This is a genomic window from Pseudomonas sp. 3MA1, from assembly GCF_029237275.1.
Lineage (GTDB): Bacteria > Pseudomonadota > Gammaproteobacteria > Pseudomonadales > Pseudomonadaceae > Aquipseudomonas > Aquipseudomonas fluorescens_AP.
On sequence record NZ_JAACFX010000001.1, the window covers coordinates 303,409 to 318,317 of the forward strand.

Annotated in this window: 12 protein-coding genes; 8 read left to right on the forward strand and 4 right to left on the reverse strand. The window is 62.1% G+C overall.

Annotated features, from left to right (window positions below):
- Positions 1-10 precede the first annotated feature (10 nt).
- Positions 11-799 carry a 3-oxoadipate enol-lactonase gene (pcaD, locus tag GWQ44_RS01440; protein WP_016965121.1) on the forward strand — a complete coding sequence of 263 codons (789 nt, stop codon included), beginning with the start codon at positions 11-13 and terminating at the stop codon, positions 797-799.
- Between the two features lie 22 nt (positions 800-821).
- Entirely contained in the window at positions 822-1,214 is a 393-nt protein-coding gene (pcaC, locus tag GWQ44_RS01445; protein WP_016965122.1) for a 4-carboxymuconolactone decarboxylase, read from the forward strand.
- A 68-nt stretch (positions 1,215-1,282) separates the two neighbouring features.
- Here pcaC and GWQ44_RS01450 read toward each other — a convergent pair whose 3' ends face one another.
- Positions 1,283-2,545 (reverse strand): OprD family porin, encoded by a 1,263-nt coding sequence (locus tag GWQ44_RS01450; RefSeq protein WP_047302252.1) that lies wholly within the window; start codon positions 2,543-2,545, stop codon positions 1,283-1,285.
- Between the two features lie 609 nt (positions 2,546-3,154).
- Here GWQ44_RS01450 and GWQ44_RS01455 point away from each other — a divergent pair.
- From GWQ44_RS01455 to GWQ44_RS01470, 4 genes are all read left to right on the forward strand, one after another.
- Positions 3,155-3,412: an Os1348 family RiPP precursor gene (locus GWQ44_RS01455; protein ID WP_016965124.1), complete on the forward strand. Its 258-nt coding sequence runs from the start codon at positions 3,155-3,157 to the stop codon at positions 3,410-3,412.
- 93 nt (positions 3,413-3,505) lie between these two features.
- Positions 3,506-3,976 carry a GNAT family N-acetyltransferase gene (locus tag GWQ44_RS01460; protein WP_016965125.1) on the forward strand — a complete coding sequence of 157 codons (471 nt, stop codon included), beginning with the start codon at positions 3,506-3,508 and terminating at the stop codon, positions 3,974-3,976.
- A 20-nt stretch (positions 3,977-3,996) separates the two neighbouring features.
- Positions 3,997-5,157, forward strand: coding sequence for an HEXXH motif-containing putative peptide modification protein (locus GWQ44_RS01465; protein ID WP_275926484.1), 1,161 nt, complete (start codon positions 3,997-3,999; stop codon positions 5,155-5,157).
- Positions 5,158-5,172: 15 nt separating this feature from the next.
- A complete protein-coding gene (locus GWQ44_RS01470) occupies positions 5,173-7,125 on the forward strand; it encodes a DUF692 family multinuclear iron-containing protein (protein ID WP_275926485.1) in 1,953 nt (650 codons plus the stop codon).
- A gap of 60 nt (positions 7,126-7,185) precedes the next feature.
- Here GWQ44_RS01470 and adeC read toward each other — a convergent pair whose 3' ends face one another.
- The 3 genes from adeC to emhA are packed head-to-tail and all read right to left on the reverse strand — an operon-like array spanning position 7,186 to position 12,950.
- Positions 7,186-8,646, reverse strand: a complete 1,461-nt coding sequence (gene adeC / locus GWQ44_RS01475) for an AdeC/AdeK/OprM family multidrug efflux complex outer membrane factor (RefSeq protein WP_047302256.1) — start codon at positions 8,644-8,646, stop codon at positions 7,186-7,188.
- The gene (locus GWQ44_RS01480; RefSeq protein WP_275926486.1) at positions 8,643-11,789 is read right to left on the reverse strand and encodes an efflux RND transporter permease subunit; all 3,147 of its coding nucleotides are present in this window, start codon (positions 11,787-11,789) and stop codon (positions 8,643-8,645) included. Before GWQ44_RS01480 ends, adeC begins: the two co-directional genes overlap by 4 nt.
- A 3-nt stretch (positions 11,790-11,792) precedes the next feature.
- Entirely contained in the window at positions 11,793-12,950 is a 1,158-nt protein-coding gene (emhA, locus tag GWQ44_RS01485; RefSeq protein WP_016965055.1) for an efflux RND transporter periplasmic adaptor subunit EmhA, read from the reverse strand.
- Positions 12,951-13,215: 265 nt separating this feature from the next.
- Here emhA and emhR point away from each other — a divergent pair, with 265 nt between their 5' ends.
- Together emhR and GWQ44_RS01495 are read left to right on the forward strand one after the other, a co-directional pair.
- The gene (emhR, locus tag GWQ44_RS01490) at positions 13,216-13,848 is read left to right on the forward strand and encodes an efflux system transcriptional repressor EmhR (RefSeq protein ID WP_016965054.1); all 633 of its coding nucleotides are present in this window, start codon (positions 13,216-13,218) and stop codon (positions 13,846-13,848) included.
- 160 nt (positions 13,849-14,008) lie between these two features.
- On the forward strand, positions 14,009-14,893 hold the full coding sequence (locus GWQ44_RS01495; RefSeq protein WP_016965053.1) for a DMT family transporter: 885 nt from the start codon (positions 14,009-14,011) through the stop codon (positions 14,891-14,893).
- The last annotated feature ends 16 nt before the right edge of the window (positions 14,894-14,909 follow it).

A 14,909-nucleotide genomic window follows, 5' to 3' on the forward strand; every position in this document is an offset into this window, starting at 1 on the left:
GGAGACTGCTGTGGGATTCGTGAAACTCGCCGAGGGCGATCTGCACTATCAACTCGAAGGACCAGAGGGCGCGCCGGTACTGGTGCTGTCCAACTCCCTGGGCACCGATCTGCACATGTGGGACAAGCAGATGGCGGCCTTTACCCGGCACTTCCGGGTGCTGCGCATGGACACCCGCGGCCATGGCCGTTCGCTGGTGAGCGAGGGCCCCTACAGCATCGAGCAACTGGGCCGGGATGTACTGGCGTTGCTCGATGCCCTGGATATCCAGCGTGCGCATTTCTGCGGCCTGTCCATGGGCGGCCTGATCGGCCAGTGGCTGGGGATCAATGCCGGCGAGCGTTTGCACAAACTGGTGGTGTGCAATACCGCCGCCAAGATTGGTGACCTCTCGGTGTGGAACCCGCGGATCGAAACCGTGCTGCGGGACGGTCCGGCGGCCATGGTGGCACTGCGTGATGCCTCCATCGCCCGCTGGTTCACCGCCGACTTTGCCGAGGCCCATCCCGACCAGGCCAAGCTGATCACCGACATGCTCGCCGCCACGTCGCCGCAAGGCTATGCCGCCAACTGCGCGGCGGTGCGCGATGCGGATTTCCGCGAGCAGCTGGGCGCGATCAAGGTGCCGACCCTGGTGATTGCCGGCAGTGACGACGCCGTGACACCGCCTTCCGGCAGTCACTTCATCCAGCAGCATGTGGCCGGCGCCGAGTACGCCGAGTTCTATGCCGCGCACCTGTCCAACGTCCAGGCCGGCGACGCGTTCAGCGCCCGGGTCGTGGAATTCCTGCTGGCCTGAGCCTCGATTCAAGGAGCCCTTTATGGACGAGAAACAACGTTATGACGAAGGCATGCAGGTGCGCCGCGCGGTGTTGGGCGATGCCCATGTCGACCGCAGCCTGAATGCCCTGAACGAGTTCAACTCGGAATTCCAGGAAATGATCACCCGCCATGCCTGGGGTGATATCTGGACCCGTCCGGGCCTGCCGCGGCACACCCGCAGCCTGATCACCATCGCCATGCTGATCGGCATGAACCGCAACGAAGAACTCAAGCTGCACCTGCGGGCCGCCGCCAACAACGGCGTGAGCCGTGGCGAGATCAAGGAAGTGATCATGCAGAGCGCGATCTACTGCGGCATTCCGGCGGCCAATGCGACCTTCCACCTGGCCGAATCGGTGTGGGACGAACTGGGCACCGAGTCGCGCCTGTAACCCTTTACGGCCCAACAAAAAGGCCAGCCCGATCACCGGGCTGGCCTTTTTTGTTGGCCGTTGCGTCGTTACAGCAGGCTCAACGGATAGCTGACGATCAGGCGGTTTTCGTCGAACTCGTTGTTGCTGAAATCCCGGCGCATGGTGGAGTTGCGCCATTTCAGGTTGAGGTTCTTCAGCGTGCCGCTCTGCACCGTGTAGCCCAGCTCGCTTTCCCGGCCCCATTCCTTGCCGTCGCTGACCGTGGCGGTGTGCACGTTGCTGCCGCTGATGTAGCGGTTCATCAGGGTCAATCCAGGCACACCGAGGGCGGCGAAGTTGTAGTCATGGCGCAGTTGCCAGGATTTTTCCTGGGCGTTGTCGTAGCTGGCGTTGAAGCTGTCGTTGGCCAGGGTGCCGCCGCTGGTGCCGTTGACCCGCATCCAGGCGCTGGGGCCGGTGAGTTTCTGCAGGCCGACATAGAAGGTGTTGCCGCCGTACTTGGCCGAGAACAGGCCGGACCAGGTGCGGTTTTCCAGATCGCCGGCACGGGCGCTGCCGTCTTCCTGGCCGTAGAAGAAGCCCAGGTTGGCGCCCAGGGTCCAGTCGCCCAGCGGCTGGGTATGGATCAGGTTGACGAACTGCTGGCGGTAGATGTCCTTGAGCTGGGCGTTCCACAGCGCGACCTGGGTGCGCTTGTCGTTGAAGGCGTACTCGGCGCCCTGGAAGTTGAAGCGGTCGGAGGTGAAGGCCGCTTTGCCGAACATCGTCATGTCGCTCATGCTGCTGTCGTCGCGCGGGCTGTTGCCACGGAACTGGCCGCCGTAGAGGGTCAGGCCGGCGATTTCCTTCGAGGTGATCTGGCCACCGCGGAAGGTTTGCGGCAGCGAGCGACCGTCATCGGAGCGCAGGATCGGCAGCACCGGCATCCACTCGCCGACCTTGACCTCGGTCTGCGACAACCGGGCCTTGAAGGCCACTCCCAGGCGCCCGAAGTTGTCCGCCGGGCGGCCGTCGTGGTCCAGGGGCAGCAACTGGGTGCCACCGGTGCCCTTGCCACCGTCGAGCTTCACCGAGTACAGGCCCAAGACGTCCATGCCAAAGCCCACGGTGCCCTGGGTAAAGCCGGACTTGGCATCGAGGATGAAGCTCTGGGTCCACTCTTCGGCCTTGCCCTGGGCCTTGGTCGGGTTGGTGAAGTTGCGGTTGATGTAGAAGTTGCGCAGGTTGAGGTTGGCCTGGGCGTCTTCGAAAAAGCCCGATTCTTCGGCCATTGCCGGCAGGGCGAGGCTGGTCAACGCCAGGGCCAGAAGGCTGGGCACAAGGTGTTGTGGCGGGGTGATTGGCTTCATGTGTCGGTCTCTCTAATTGTTAGGGGTGCAGCAACGCACTGCCGGCAAGAATCTGCGGACAGCGTGCAATACCTTGAGGGTGCAGCGGGTGGGATCAGCCGGAGCGTGCAGGGCGTGGGGGCATGACATCGAACCTGTTGTTATTGGTGTGTTCGGTTGCCGGGAATGGTGCGTTGCCCCCCAGGGGCGATCAATTGGCGAATGGCGGTTTTGGGCGATTAACGAACACTTATCGAGTCCGGTTCGGGGGCTCGGACAACCCCAGGATTCCTGTTGAATCCTGGGGTTGTCCGCGCTGTTCAATCAGGCGTGGTCCTTGTGCTGTATCCCTGGCGCGCCGCAGATTCACTACAAGTGTTTATTGCTTTGGTTGTAAGCCATTGTCCTCAAGTGGCGTACTTATATAAAAGATATAGGAGTAATCGCCAGTTAAACTTTAAATTCGGTGTTATCTATTATCGTAAAAAGGTTTAAGCGAAAACTTTGCGTGTGCTGGAAATGCAGACTCGTCTTGCTATATTGAAAACCCTCAGGGCGGATAGGGATAAGTTGTAAGTTTCGTCAGGAGGAAAGTTGTTGTCGTGCTTTCAATATATAAGGAGAGATACCATGAGTACGAAAGTCAATCAGGAGCGCCTTGCATCAGTAGTCGGCCGTGCACTTCTGGATAAGGACTTTGCGGCACAGTTGCATCAGGATCCTGAAGCGGCCGCCAAAGGCATCGGCGTGCACCTGAGCGCCACCGAAGTGGGCGCCGTGAAAAGTATCGATACGGCAAAACTGACCAGTGCCGGGTCGGCCATTCGCGACAAGATCGGTGTCGCGGCGATCTTTGACACTCAACAGCAACAGGCGCGAATGGACTGAGTGGGGCGTGTGCAGTCCGGTGTGTCGCCCTTCGCTCCGTATGAAGGCGGCACACCGGAATCGGGATTCAAGTTCACAGTGGAGTGCCCGTCCGTGTCCATCAGCCTGGTGTCGATGCAGGAAGCCGACTTCGAGCGTTTCGCCCGGCGAGCCCTGCAGGAGTATGCCGCCGGCATGGTGGCCGCCGGTGAATGGCCGCCGGAGCAGGCATCGTTCCAGGCGGCGGAGGTGTTCCGCCAGTTGCTACCGCAGGGCCGCCTGAGTCCGCACAACCACCTGTGGCGGGCGCTGTATGCAGGGCGGGCAGTGGGTGAGCTGTGGATCGCCGAACGTCAGGCCGGGTCCCGACGGATTGCCTTCATCCTCGATCTCTACATCGAACCGATCGAACGTCGCCGGGGTTACGCCAGGCAGACGCTGCTGGCCGGTGAGTCGCTGGCGCGCGAATGGGGCTGTGATGAAATGCGTTTGCATGTCTTCGGTCGCAACCTTGGGGCGCGTCGTCTTTATGAACTGCTGGGCTATGAAGTCGCCAGCCTGACGATGAGCAAGCCTTTGCCGTGAACTTTAGGGAAGGTTGAACCATGGACAGCGAAAACAGCAAACAAGCGGAACTTTCCATCGACGAGCTGTTTAAGGGCACTACTTTTCTTCCGGACAGCGAACCGCAACGCTTTCTCCTGTTGCAGGAAAAAGTCGCGAAGAATCGCTATACGATGTTCGTCGCGTTATATGCGGAACTGTCAAAGTTGTTTGTTGCGGATTCTGCGTTGCGACTGTTTTTCAAACAGGCGCTGGATATTATTCTGTCGCCGGAAAGTGTCCGCAATCCACTTGTCGCGCATCCGGTATTTCAGATCTGGAGTGTGCTGACGTTTCGTGATGTTAACTATCTGTTGACTGGAAAGACCCTGGATGACGGTGACGTTAAAGCCAGGCTGCTGGAGTTTCCCCAAGTGCTGCAACGGATTGAAACTGCGCAGCAGGCACGGCCCGATGCACAGTGCCCGCCGGTGTATCGCTTCGATGTCGATCCGCTGATCACTCAGGTCACGCCCCCCAGTTATGACTACCCGCCAGACGACACGACCCGGCGTCAGCTGGAGCGCGCGGGTTATTCCAAAGAGTTTTTTCGGGATGTCCTGCAACTGGCCCTGCAGCGGATCAAACACACCTGGCCGACCTGTCATGAACAGTGGCAGGTGCTGGTCAAGGCCGTGTGCTACTTGCCCGACGGCAGTTTTCGCAGTTGCTCCGCGTCCCGCTATACCGGGGTGATCCTGCTGTCGAGCCGGGACAACTCGATACTCGATCTGGAGGAGTCGCTGGTGCATGAGGCGACCCACCAGTTGCTGTACAACGTGGTCGAAGTTGCCGCGGTGGTTGAGCCCCAGGCTTCGCGGGAGGCCCAGTACACCCTGCCCTGGTCGGGGCAGCAACGGGACTTGTACGGCTATTTCCATGCTTTTTACGTCTATATCGCCCTGGTCAAGTACCTGGAACGGGTCCGCGACCGTCCAGCGCAGGAGATGCGCCGGGCCGAGCAGCGCCTGCTGTTCATCCTGCGGGGCTTGAGCAAGGCGCAGGCGGATTTCGCCAGCGCCCCGGGTTTTACCGCGCAGGGGCGGGAACTGCTGGGCAATCTGCTACAGGAGGTGCATCGCCTGGAGCGTCGCCATGCCGGATCGCTGAGCCGGGGCGAGGGCGCCAGCGCCGTTGCCTTGGCCCGGCACGTGACGGCCTGAGCCGGGGAGGCGGATATGCAAGACTTCGATGCTTCGCGTTTCCCCGACGCCGGGGTGGGCCTGGAATACCATTTGCCGCCTGGCGCCGGGAGCGGCGCGGTCGGGCTCGATCCCAGCCTCGAGCGGATTCAGGCCGAAGGGCTGCCGTACTTCGATTACCTGGAGTTTCAACCGACCCACTGCATCCTGCAGCCGCGCTTGAACGAGCTGGGCGGGCAGGTGCCGGTGCTGCTGCACTCGTCGAGCCTGTCCCTGGGCAGCGTCGGCATCGAGATGGACCGGGAATTTCTGCACATGACCCGTCGCCTGTGCCAGCGGACCGCCTCGCCGTGGCTGGCGGAGCACATTTCCTGGTCACGCTTTCAGGGCGGCGATACCCAGCATTTCATCCTGCCAAGCCTGGCCCGGGAGGTGGCCGATACGGTGGTGGCCAATGCCCTCGAGCTGCAGGCCTTCACCGGCACCCCGCTGGTGCTGGAGAACGCGCCCCGGCTGTTTGTCATGGACATCGGCCAGGAGCTGTCCGAAGGCGGATTCATTTGCAGCGTGGTTGAGCGCAGCCACAGCGGCTTTCTCCTGGATCTGGACAGCGCCATCTGCACCGCCCGGGCCTTGGGCTACGACTTGCGCGAGTACCTGCGATCGCTGCCGCTCAAGCGCCTGATCGAGGTGCATGTCGGCGATCCGCGCCGGGACTGGGACATCCTGCGGCAGTTGTTCGGCCATGCGCCGCTCAAGGCGGTCACCATCGAGTGGGACATCGCCGATCGCGCCGGCGATCCTGAGCTGGCGGCGCTGATTCGGGAGATCAGGGCGCTGCGGCCCGAGCCGCTGTTCTGGCAGGCAGGCACTCTGGCCGAGCCTCCGGCAACGGCGGCAAGCCCGCTGGATGGCCAGACCCTGTTGCAATTGCGCGCGGGCACCTGGCTGGGGATCGACCGGGAGTGTTTTACCCTGCGCGATCGACAGCGGGCCCTGGACCTGGAGTTGGCGATGCAGTTTCTGCCGCTGGTCCGGCATTTTCTCTGTCCGCGGACCCTGGACAGCGCGCTGCTGCTTCCCGGCGCACTGGAAAACCCCAGCCTGGCGCTGCTCCAGGACCTGATCGACCGGGGGCTGTTGCAGCCCGTGGACGGGCAGGGTCCGGGTCCCTCCGAGCCCGAGGCGGCTGGTGATATCTGGAATCACTGGCAGGTCGCGCTGGATTTCTACCTGGGGACGCGCACGCAAACCGCCACGTCCTACATCAGCGTGGCGCAGATGGAGGAGCAACTGGCCGGCAAGGCGCTGCAGCAGCGCCAGCCGTCGGCGTTCAAGGACTACTTTTCCCATCCGTTCCAGGCCCTGGACAATCCCTTGCTGGCACCGCCCTCGCTGTTTGAGCAGCCACAACTGCTGGAGGTTCTGGCCCGTCGCCAGACCTGCCGGAGCTTCGACGGGGGCCCCATTAGCGCCCTGCAGCTATCGGCGCTGCTGTATTACACCTGGGGAGCGAGTCAGATGCGGCGTAACCCCATGGGGGATTTCTTCCTGAAGAAAACCTCGGCGTCCGGGGGCTCCCTGCATGCCATCGAGGTTTATCCGATCCTGCTCAACGTGCAGGGCTTGGAGGCCGGCCTGTATCACTATTCGGTGCGGCGGCACGGGCTTGAACTGCTGTCGCGCGAGGACCCCAGGTCCTGGATCGGTGCGGCGTGCGGCGATCAGCGCTGGATCGAACAGGCCTCGGTGCTGTTCCTGTCCACTGCGTGTCTGCAGCGCCTGGCCTGGAAGTATCCGGGCAGCCGGGCCTTGCGGGTGGCCTTGATGGACTGCGGTCATCTGAGCCAGAGCTTTGCCCTGGTGGCGACGGCCCTGGGGCTCAGGAGTTGCACCACGGCAGCCCTGCGCGACGAGACTTTCGAAACCCGCCTGGGCCTGGACTATCTGCGTGAGCCGGTGTTCTTGCTCAACGGGGTGGGGGGCTGAGGGGCGGTGACATAAAAAAACCCACCATGAGGTGGGTTTTTCTTACAGCTGGCTCCTCTTTCAGAACAGGTGCAGGGCCGGGGCTTTTTCAGCCAGGGGCTGGTTCTTCCCGGTCTGTTCGCTCCAGCCGCCACCGAGGGCCTTGTACAGGTTGACCTCGCTGGTCAGTTGCGCCAGGCGATCGCTGATCAGCGCCTGCTGGGCACTGAACAGTGAGCGCTGGGCGTCGAGGAAGGTCAGGTTGCTGTCGACCCCGATGCGATAGCGGCGTTCGGCCAGACGGTAGTAGTCCTGGTTGGCGTTGACGAAATCACGCTGGGCCTGCAACTGCTGGTTGTAGGTCTGGCGTGCGGCCAAGCCATCGGAGACTTCCTGGAAGGCGGTCTGGATGGATTTTTCGTACTGGGCCACGCTGATGTCTTTCTGGATCTTCGAGTAGTCCAGGCTGGCGCGCAGGCTGCCGGCGTTGAAGATCGGCAGATTGATCTGCGGCTGGAACAGCCAGGTCCCCGAGCCGCCCTTGAACAGACCCGAGAGGTCCGGGCTCAGGGTGCCGGCGTTGGCGGTCAGGCTGATGCTCGGGAAGAACGCCGCCCGCGCCGCGCCGATATTGGCGTTCGCCGCTTTCAGCTTGTACTCGGCTTCGAGGATGTCCGGACGCCGTTGCAGCAGTTCCGACGGCAGGCCGGCCGGCAGCTCGCTCAACAGATTGGCCGACAGCGGCTGGGCCGCCGGCAGATTGCTCGGAATCGCCGTGCCCAGCAGCAGGGTCAGGCTGTTTTCATCCTGGGCCACCTGGCGGGTGTAGCGGGCCAGTTGGACCCGGGCGTTTTCCACCGAGGTCCGCGCCTGACTCAGGTCCAGGGCCGAGGCCACGCCCACTTCGTTGCTGCGCGAGGTCAGGCGGTAGCTTTCCTCGTAGGCAGCCAGGGTTTCCTGGGTCAGCTTGAGCAGCTCCTTGTCGGCCTGCCAGGTCATGTAGGCATTGGCCACGCTGGCCACCAGGCTGATTTGCGTGCTGCGCCGGGCCTCTTCGCTGGAGAAGTAGGTTTGCAGGGCTTGCTCGCTCAGGCTGCGAACCCGGCCGAACAGGTCCAGTTCATAAGCGCTGACCCCCACGGTGGCGGAGTACTGGCTGGTGATCCCGGCTTCGCCGGTCTGCGACATGCGTGCCGGCGTGCGCTGGCGGCTGCCGCTGCCGTTGGCCGAAACCGCGGGGAACAGGTCCGCACGCTGGATCTGGTACTGCGCGGCATAGGCGTCGATGTTCAGCGCCGCGACCTTGAGGTCGCGGTTGTTTTCCAGAGCGGTCTGGATCAGCTGTTGCAGCGCCGGGTCGTGGAAGAACTGCCGCCAGCCCTGTTCGGCGGCCGCCACGTTGGCGGCCTCCTTGGGCGAGTAGGCGGGGCCTTGGGGGAATTGCGCCGCCACCGGCGCTTCCGGGCGCTGATAATCGGGTATCAGCGAGCAACCACTTAGCGCGATGGCGGTGATTGCCAGGGAGAGTAGCGACTTGCTCATTGGCCAGCCTCATTAGCAGTTGCAGTGGTTTCTGACAGGTCCGCTTTGCGACGACCCATGGACGATACGGTGACGAAGAACAGCGGCACCCAGAAGATCGCCAGGATCGTCGCGGTGAGCATACCGCCGATCACCCCGGTCCCGATCGCATGCTGGCTGCCGGAGCCGGCGCCGGTGGAGATGGCCAGCGGCACCACCCCGAGGACGAAGGCCAGGGAGGTCATGATGATCGGCCGCAGACGCATGCGGCAGGCTTCCACCGCGGCGTCCACCAGGGAGCGTCCCTGTTCGTGCAGTTCCTTGGCGAATTCGACGATCAGAATGGCGTTTTTCGCCGCCAGGCCGATGGTCACCAACAGCCCCACCTGGAAGTACACGTCGTTGGACAGGCCGCGCAGGCTGGTGGCCATCAGCGCACCGATGATCCCCAGCGGCACCACCAGCATGACCGCGATCGGAATCGACCAGCTTTCATACAGTGCTGCCAGACACAGGAAGACCATCAGCAGGGACAAGGCGTACAGCGCAGGTGCCTGGGAGCCCGACAGACGTTCCTCGTAGGACAGGCCGGTCCAGGAGATGCCCACACCCGGCGGCAGCTTGGCGGCTATGGCTTCGACTTCGGCCATGGCTTCACCGGTACTGTAGCCAGGGGCCGGGGCACCCAGGACTTCCATGGCTTCCACGCCGTTGTAACGGGCCAGTTTCGGTGAACCGTAGATCCACTCGCCCTTGGCGAAGGAGGAGAACGGCACCATGGTCCCGGCGCTGTTGCGCACGTACCACTTCTTCAGGTCTTCGGGGCTCATGCGTGCACCGGCCTGACCCTGGATGTAGACCTTCTTCACCCGACCGCGGTCGATGAAGTCGTTGACGTAGCTACTGCCCAGGGCAATCGACAGGGTGTTGTTGATGTCGGTGAGGGTCACGCCCAGGGCACTGGCGCGTTCGTCATCGATGCTCAACTGGTACTGCGGCTCATCGTTCAGGCCGTTCGGACGCACCTGGGACAGCACCTTGCTCTGGGCCGCCATGCCGAGGAACTGGTTGCGTGCCGCCATCAGTTTCTCGTGGCCGATACCGGCGCGGTCCTGGAGGAACACGTCGAAACCGGTGGCGTTACCCAACTCCAGTACCGCCGGAGGGGCGAAGGCGAACACCATCGCGTCACGGAAGCTGAAGAAGTGCTGCTGGGCGCGGGCCGCCAGGTTGAACACGCTGTTTTCCGCAGAACGCTCGCCCCACGGCTTGAGCATGATGAAGGCCATGCCCGAGCTCTGGCCGCGACCGGCGAAGTTGAAGCCGTTCACGGTGAACACCGAGGCCACGGTGTCCTTTTCCTGGTCCAGCAGGTAGGCGCGCATTTCATCGACCACCACCTGGGTCCGCTCGGCACTGGAGCCGGCCGGGGTCTGCACCTGGGCGAACAGTACGCCCTGGTCTTCTTCGGGCAGGAACGCGGTCGGGATGCGGGTGAACAGCCAGATCATGCCCACGACGATCAAGACGTAGGCCAGCAGGTATGGAGCCTTGTTGCGCAGGATGTTGCCGACCCCGCGCTCGTAGCTTTTTACGCTGCGGTCGAAGGTGCGGTTGAACCAGCCGAAGAAGCCGCGCTTCTCGACCGCGTGCTCGCCCTTGGGGACGGCCTTGAGCATGGTGGCGCACAGCGCCGGGGTGAAGATCAGGGCCACCAGCACCGACAGGGCCATGGCCGACACCACGGTGATCGAGAACTGCTTGTAGATCACCCCCGTGGAGCCGCTGAAGAACGCCATCGGCAGCAGTACCGCGGACAGCACCAGGGCTATACCCACCAGGGCGCCCTGGATCTGGCCCATGGATTTCTTCGTCGCTTCCTTGGGTGACAGGCCTTCCTCGTGCATCACCCGTTCGACGTTTTCCACCACGACGATGGCGTCGTCCACCAGCAAGCCGATGGCCAGCACCATGCCGAACATGGTCAGGGTGTTGATGCTGAAACCGGCCGCCGCGAGGATGCCGAAGGTCCCCAGCAGCACCACCGGCACCGTCATGGTGGTGATCACCGTGGCGCGGAAGTTCTGCAGGAACAGGAACATCACCAGGAACACCAGGACGATCGCTTCCACCAGGGTTTCAACCACGCCCTTGATGGATTCGGTGACCACTGGCGTGGTGTCGTAGGGGAATACCACCTTCATGCCTTGCGGGAAGAAGGGTTCCAGGTCGCTGATGGTCTTGCGCAGCGCCTTGGCGGTGTCCAGGGCGTTGGCGCCGTTGGCCAGTTTGACCGCCAGACCGGAAGCCGGCTTGCCGTTGAACTGGGCGCTGACGGCGTAGTTCTCGCCGCCAAGCGCAACGTCGGCAACGTCACCCAGACGCACTTGCGAACCGTCCTTGTTGACCTTCAGCAGGATTGCCTTGAACTGCTCGGCGGTCTGCAGGCGGGTCTTGCCGATGATGGTGGCGTTCAGCTGCTGGCCGGGCAGGGCGGGCAGGCCGCCGAGCTGGCCGGACGACACCTGGACGTTCTGCGCGGCAACCGCGGTCTTCACGTCCACCGGGGTCAGGTTGAAGTTGTTCAGCTTGGCCGGGTCGAGCCAGATCCGCATCGCGTACTGGGCACCGAACACCTGGAAGTCACCGACGCCCGCGGTCCGCGAGATCGGGTCCTGCATGTTCGACACGATGTAGTTCGACAGGTCGTCCTTGGACATGCTGCCGTCCTCGGACACCACGCCAATCACCAGCAGGAAGTTCTTCACCGCCTTGGTCACGCGGATACCCTGCTGCTGCACTTCTTGCGGCAGCAGCGGGGTGGCCAGGTTGAGCTTGTTCTGTACCTGGACCTGCGCGGTGTCCGAGTTGGTGCCCTGCTCGAAGGTGGCGGTGATGGTCATGCTGCCGTCGGAGTTACTTTCCGAGGACACGTAACGCAGGTTGTCGATACCGTTGAGCTGCTGCTCGATCACCTGGACCACGGTGTCCTGCACGGTCTGTGCAGAAGCGCCTGGGTAGGTCACGGAGATCGCAATCGCCGGAGGGGCGATGCTCGGGTACTGGTTGATCGGTAATTTGAGGATCGATAGAGCCCCGACCAACATGATCACCAGGGCGATTACCCAGGCGAAGATCGGACGGTCGATAAAAAATTTCGACATGGTTTACTCCCCTTTGCCGCCTGCAGCTTTGTCAGTTGCCTGTGCAGGGGCCGGGTTTTTCGCGGCTACGTTGGTGGCTTCGCTGGCCTTGACCTCAATGCCCGGCTTGACGAACTGCAGGCCTTCGGTGATCAGCCGGTCGCCGGCTTTCAGGCCGTCTTCCACCAGCCACTGGCTGCCGACGGTGCGGCTGGCCTTGAGCTGGCGCAGCTCGACCTTGTTGTCCGGGCCAACCACCAGGGCGGTCGGGGTGCCTTTCAAGTCACGGGTCACGCCTTGTTGTGGGGCCAGGATCGCCGCACTGTTGACCCCGGCTTGCAGCTGGGCGTGAACGAACATGCCCGGCAGCAGGGTGTGCTGAGGGTTGGGGAACACGGCGCGCAGGGTCACCGAGCCGGTGGTTTCGTCCACCGAGACTTCGGAGAATTCCAGTTTGCCGTCGAGCTTGTACTGGCTGCCGTCTTCCAGGGTCAGTTTGACCTTGGCGGCGTTGTCGCCGACTTTCTGCAGGCGTCCGCTTTCCAGCTCCCGGCGCAGTTCCAGCAGTTCAACCGAAGACTGGGTGACGTCGACGTAGATCGGGTCCAGTTGCTGGATCACCGCCATGGCATCGGCCTGGCCATTGCTCACCAGGGCGCCCTCGGTCACCGAGGAGCGGCCGATGCGACCGGTCAGCGGCGCCAGCACCTTGGTGAATCGCAGATTGATCTGAGCGCTTTGCAGGGCAGCTTCCGACTGCAGGCGGTTGGCCACGGCGGTGTCGTATTCCTGGCGGCTCACGGCCTGTTCGTTGACCAATTGCTTGTAGCGATCGGAAATCGACTTGGTCGATTGCAGATTGGCCTCGGCACTCTTCAGCGTTGCCTCATAGACCGATGGATCGATCTGATAAAGCTGCTGACCTTCCTTAACATCCCCGCCTTCTTTGAACAGGCGCTTCAGAATGATCCCATTCACCTGCGGGCGAACTTCGGCGATGCGGAACGCTGTGGTCCGGCCCGGTAGTTCCGACGTCAGGGTAAAGGCTTGTGGTTGCAGGGTGACGACGCCGACCTGAGGGGCTTGAGGGGCGGGTGCCGCCTCTTCCTTTTTACATCCGCTGAGCAGCGATGCCAGGGCGACGGCAGTGACCAGAGCGGTAACAGCTGGCTTGAGTTGCATGAAGATCCTCGGGTCAGGCACGCAAGATGCGCACAAGAAAAGTGGAAGGTTAAAAAGAGTTGGCTGAGTGGATTAGTAGCTTGCTAAGGAATATACTTACGTTCACGGTTGTTTGTAAATACCCTGGCGGCGTACCCATCCGGTTACACAAGCCCCTGTAGGTGTTGAATTGTAGGCTGGGCAAACGGCACCCGAGATGCCGTTGCATATTTATTCAGAAGGTCTTCACGCATCGCTGAAAGATCCTGATCGAGGTTTTACTGCCATGGTCCGTCGTACCAAAGAGGAAGCTCAAGAAACTCGCAGCCAGATACTCGAGGCCGCCGAAAAGGCCTTTTACGAGCGTGGCGTGGCGCGTACTACCCTGGCCGATATTGCGGCGCTGGCGGGGGTGACGCGGGGTGCCATCTATTGGCATTTCAGCAATAAGGCCGATCTGGTGCAGGCCATGCTCGACAGCCTGCGTGAACCTTTGGATGAGATGGCTGCCGCCAGTGAGAATGTAGATGAAGTGGATCCGTTGGGCTGGATGCGCAAGTTGCTGATTCATTTGTTTCATCAAGTTGCCCTGGACCCGAAAACCCGACGCATTAATGAAATTCTGTTTCATAAGTGCGAATTCACCGATGAAATGTGCGACTTGCGGCGCCAGCGTCGCACCGCCAGCCTGGAGTGCAACGTGCGTATCGAGCTGGCGCTGACCAATGCAGTCAATCGCGGGCAATTGCCCGAAAATCTTGATACGCAACGGGCGGCTATCAGCATGCGCGCTTTTATCGATGGCATCCTTTACCAATGGCTGCTGGCCCCTGAGAGCTTCGCCCTGCACACCGAGGCAGAACGCTGGATTGACATCGGGCTGGATATGTTGCGCCTGAGCCCGAACTTGCGTCATTAAGACAACATGCGTAATTGAATCCAGTTGTGTCAAGATTTACCGCGACGGATATCCATTCCCGCACTCGCCACCGCGATGGGGTGCTTTTATATGCGGGCTGGCCGCATCTTGATAGATAGCCAGCTACGTATTTTGTAGGGATTTTGTTGTGGGTGTGTGAATGAGTGTGAACCCTTCACCGTTCAAAGGCGCAGAACAGCCGATCAAGGGGATTGCCCTGATCTGTCTGGCGGTTCTGCTCTTTGCCAGCCATGACACGCTGTCCAAATACCTCTCGGCTTTTTATCCCATCGTCATGGTGGTCTGGGCCCGTTACGTGGTTCACACCCTGCTGATGCTGGTGGTGTTCGTTCCTCGTAGCGGTTTTTCCGCAGTCGTGCGTACCAAACGCCCCGGCCTGCAATTGCTGCGGGCCCTGTGCCTGATCGGCACCAGCCTGCTGTTCACCACCGGCCTGCGTTACATCCCCCTGGCGGAAGCCACGGCGGTCAACTTCCTCGCGCCCTTGCTGGTCACCGCCTTGTCGGTGCCGTTTCTGGGCGAGCGGGTCAGTCGGGCGCAATGGCTGGCGGTGCTCGCCGGGTTCGTCGGGGTGCTGATCGTGGTGCGGCCCGGCGGCGCGCTGTTTACCCCGGCGATCCTGCTGCCCCTGGGTTCGGCGCTGTGTTTCGGCTTCTATCAGTTGCTGACTCGCAAGCTCAGCGGTATCGACAGCCCGACCACCAGTAACTTTCTGACGGGGATCCTCAACAGCCTGATCATGAGCGCGCTGCTGCCGTTTTTCTGGAGCACGCCGACATTTGTCCATGGTTTGTTCATGATCGGCCTCGGCACCTGCGGCATGCTCGGCCATATGCTGCTGACCCAGGCGTTCCGTCATGCCGCACCGGCGATGCTGGCGCCGTTCAGCTACGGGCAGATTCTGTTCGCCGGTCTGTACGGCTACCTGATCTTCGGGCATGCCCCGGACAGCTACGGCCTGATCGGCATCACGGTGATCTGTCTCAGTGGTCTGGCGGTGGCCTGGACCCAACGCAGGCGCTGATCCCGGCGCGCATAAA

What these genes read in the sequence shown, in the direction of transcription:
- GWQ44_RS01455 (WP_016965124.1), top strand. Translation starts at nt 3,155, where the DNA reads ATGAGTACGAAAGTCAATCAGGAGCGCCTTGCATCAGTAGTCGGCCGT.
- GWQ44_RS01495 (WP_016965053.1), top strand. Translation starts at nt 14,009, where the DNA reads ATGAGTGTGAACCCTTCACCGTTCAAAGGCGCAGAACAGCCGATCAAG.
- emhA (WP_016965055.1), bottom strand. Translation starts at nt 12,950, where the DNA reads ATGCAACTCAAGCCAGCTGTTACCGCTCTGGTCACTGCCGTCGCCCTG.
- pcaC (WP_016965122.1), top strand. Translation starts at nt 822, where the DNA reads ATGGACGAGAAACAACGTTATGACGAAGGCATGCAGGTGCGCCGCGCG.
- emhR (WP_016965054.1), top strand. Translation starts at nt 13,216, where the DNA reads ATGGTCCGTCGTACCAAAGAGGAAGCTCAAGAAACTCGCAGCCAGATA.
- GWQ44_RS01450 (WP_047302252.1), bottom strand. Translation starts at nt 2,545, where the DNA reads ATGAAGCCAATCACCCCGCCACAACACCTTGTGCCCAGCCTTCTGGCC.
- adeC (WP_047302256.1), bottom strand. Translation starts at nt 8,646, where the DNA reads ATGAGCAAGTCGCTACTCTCCCTGGCAATCACCGCCATCGCGCTAAGT.
- GWQ44_RS01480 (WP_275926486.1), bottom strand. Translation starts at nt 11,789, where the DNA reads ATGTCGAAATTTTTTATCGACCGTCCGATCTTCGCCTGGGTAATCGCC.
- GWQ44_RS01470 (WP_275926485.1), top strand. Translation starts at nt 5,173, where the DNA reads ATGCAAGACTTCGATGCTTCGCGTTTCCCCGACGCCGGGGTGGGCCTG.
- GWQ44_RS01465 (WP_275926484.1), top strand. Translation starts at nt 3,997, where the DNA reads ATGGACAGCGAAAACAGCAAACAAGCGGAACTTTCCATCGACGAGCTG.